This window comes from Micromonospora sp. II (genome assembly GCF_001709195.1).
GTDB classification, from domain to species: Bacteria; Actinomycetota; Actinomycetes; order Mycobacteriales; family Micromonosporaceae; genus Micromonospora; species Micromonospora chalcea.
Genome location: NZ_LYXF01000080.1, coordinates 1 through 3,296 on the forward strand (window position 1 = coordinate 1; position 3,296 = coordinate 3,296).

The window sequence follows — 3,296 nt, forward strand, 5'->3', positions numbered from 1 at the left end:
CTTTCGGTCGGATCACCGAACACCTCGAGGTCCCCAACCTCCTCGCCATCCAGAACGAGTCCTTCGACTGGCTCGTCGGCAACGAGGCTTGGCAGGGCCGGTCGGCGGACGACCCGCACGCACGCTCGGGTCTCGCGGAGATCCTCGACGAGATCAGTCCCATTGAGGACTTCTCCGGCACCATGTCGCTCTCCTTCTCGGCTCCGCGCTTCGACGAGGTCAAGGCCTCGATCGAGGAGTGCAAGGAGAAGGACCTCACCTACTGCGCGCCGCTGTTCGTGACCGCGGAGTTCACCAACAACACCACTGGCGAGATCAAGAGCCAGACCGTGTTCATGGGTGACTTCCCGATGATGACGCCGAAGGGCACCTTCATCATCAACGGCACCGAGCGCGTCGTGGTCAGCCAGCTCGTCCGCTCGCCGGGCGTGTACTTCGACAAGCAGCCGGACAAGACCTCCGACCGCGACCTCTCCAGCGTCAAGGTCATCCCGAGCCGGGGTGCCTGGCTGGAGTTCGACATCGACAAGCGCGACACGGTCGGCGTTCGCATCGACCGCAAGCGCCGCCAGGCCGTCACCGTCCTGCTCAAGGCCATCGGGTGGTCCGCCGAGCGCATCCGTGAGAAGTTCGGCTGGTCCGAGCTCATGATGACCACGCTCGAGAAGGACCACATCGCCGGCCAGGACGAGGCCCTGCTCGACATCTACCGGAAGCTCCGCCCCGGCGAGCCGCCGACCCGTGAGAACGCCCAGACCCTGCTCGACAACCTCTTCTTCAACCCGAAGCGGTACGACGTCGCCAAGGTCGGGCGCTACAAGTTCAACAAGAAGCTCGAGCTGGACGTGCCGATCACCACCGGCACGCTCACCGAGGACGACATCGTCGCCACCGTGGAATACCTCTGCCGGCTGCACGCCGGTGAGGAGGGCTACGAGGCCGACGACATCGACCACTTCGGCAACCGTCGCCTGCGTACCGTGGGCGAGCTGATCCAGAACCAGGTCCGGGTGGGTCTCTCCCGGATGGAGCGGGTCGTCCGCGAGCGGATGACCACCCAGGACGTCGAGGCGATCACGCCGCAGACCCTGATCAACATCCGCCCGGTGGTGGCGGCGATCAAGGAGTTCTTCGGCACGTCGCAGCTGTCCCAGTTCATGGACCAGACCAACCCGCTGGCGGGCCTGACCCACCGGCGCCGGCTGAGCGCGCTCGGMCCTGGTGGTCTGTCCCGTGAGCGGGCCGGCTTCGAGGTCCGGGACGTGCACCCGTCCCACTACGGCCGGATGTGCCCGATCGAGACGCCGGAAGGCCCGAACATCGGCCTGATCGGCGCGCTCTCCACGTTCGCCCGGGTCAACCCGTTCGGCTTCATCGAGACGCCGTACCGGAAGGTCATCGACGGCCGGGTCACCGACCAGATCGACTACCTGACCGCGGACGAGGAGGACCGGTTCGTCAAGGCGCAGGCCAACGCCCCGCTGAAGTCGGACGGCACCTTCGCCGAGGACCGCGTCCTGGTCCGCCGTAAGGGCGGCGAGACCGAGGACGTCGCGCCGGGCGCCGTGGACTACATGGACGTGTCGCCGCGGCAGATGACCTCGGTCGCCACCGCGATGATCCCGTTCCTGGAGCACGACGACGCCAACCGCGCGCTCATGGGCGCGAACATGCAGCGTCAGGCGGTGCCGCTGGTCAAGGCCGAGGCCCCGCTCGTCGGTACGGGCATGGAGTACCGTGCCGCGGTCGACGCCGGTGACGTGGTCGTCGCCGAGGTCGGCGGTGTGGTCGAGGACCTCTGCGCGGACTACATCACGGTCCACCAGGACGACGGCCACCGCCGGACGTACCTGCTGCACAAGTTCCGCCGCTCCAACGCCGGCTCCTGCGTCAACCAGAAGCCGGTCGTCTTCGAGGGCGACCGCGTCGAGGCCGGTCAGGTCATCGCCGACGGTCCGTGCACCGACGAGGGCGAGATGGCGCTCGGACGCAACCTGCTGGTGGCGTTCATGTGCTGGGAGGGCCACAACTACGAGGACGCGATCATCCTGTCGCAGCGCCTCGTGCAGCAGGACGTGCTCACCTCGATCCACATCGAGGAGCACGAGGTCGACGCCCGGGACACCAAGCTCGGCCCGGAGGAGATCACCCGCGACATCCCGAACGTCAGCGAGGAGATGCTCGCCGACCTCGACGAGCGCGGCATCATCCGGATCGGCGCCGAGGTCGTCCCCGGCGACATCCTGGTCGGCAAGGTCACCCCGAAGGGTGAGACCGAGCTGACCCCCGAGGAGCGGCTGCTCCGCGCGATCTTCGGCGAGAAGGCGCGCGAGGTCCGGGACACCTCGCTGAAGGTGCCGCACGGCGAGACCGGCACGGTCATCGGTGTGCGTACCTTCTCCCGCGAGGACGGCGACGAGCTGCCCCCGGGCGTGAACGAGCTGGTCCGGGTCTACGTGGCCCAGAAGCGCAAGATCCAGGACGGTGACAAGCTCGCGGGCCGCCACGGCAACAAGGGCGTCATCTCCAAGATCCTGCCGATCGAGGACATGCCGTTCCTGGAGGACGGGACCCCGGTCGACATCGTGCTGAACCCGCTCGGTGTGCCGTCCCGGATGAACATCGGCCAGGTCCTGGAGACCCACCTCGGGTGGGTGGCCAAGACCGGCTGGAGCGTGGACGGCGACGACGAGGAGTGGAAGCGCCAGCTCCGCTCGATCAACGCGCACGAGTCCGAGCCGGACACCAACGTGGCCACGCCGGTCTTCGACGGTGCCCGCGAGGAGGAGATCTCCGGTCTGCTGGCGTCGACCCTGCCCAACCGGGACGGCAACCAGCTCATCGGGGGCAGCGGCAAGGCGCAGCTGTTCGACGGTCGTTCCGGCGAGCCGCTGCCCGACCCGATCGCGGTCGGCTACGTCTACATCCTGAAGCTCAACCACCTGGTCGACGACAAGATCCACGCCCGGTCGACCGGTCCGTACTCGATGATCACGCAGCAGCCGCTGGGTGGTAAGGCGCAGTTCGGTGGCCAGCGCTTCGGTGAGATGGAGTGCTGGGCCATGCAGGCGTACGGCGCCGCCTACGCCCTGCAGGAGCTGCTGACCATCAAGTCCGACGACGTCCTGGGCCGGGTCAAGGTCTACGAGGCGATCGTCAAGGGCGAGAACATCCCCGAGCCGGGCATCCCGGAGTCGTTCAAGGTGCTGCTCAAGGAGCTGCAGTCGCTGTGCCTCAACGTCGAGGTGCTCTCCAGCGACGGTGTGGCCCTGGAGATGCGCGAGACCGACGACGAG

General features: G+C 67.5%; 1 protein-coding gene. It reads left to right on the plus strand.

From position 1 onward, the window contains the following. The coding region (locus A8711_RS30020) for a DNA-directed RNA polymerase subunit beta (RefSeq protein ID WP_176722915.1) at positions 1–3,296 on the plus strand (3,296 nt) is incomplete at both ends.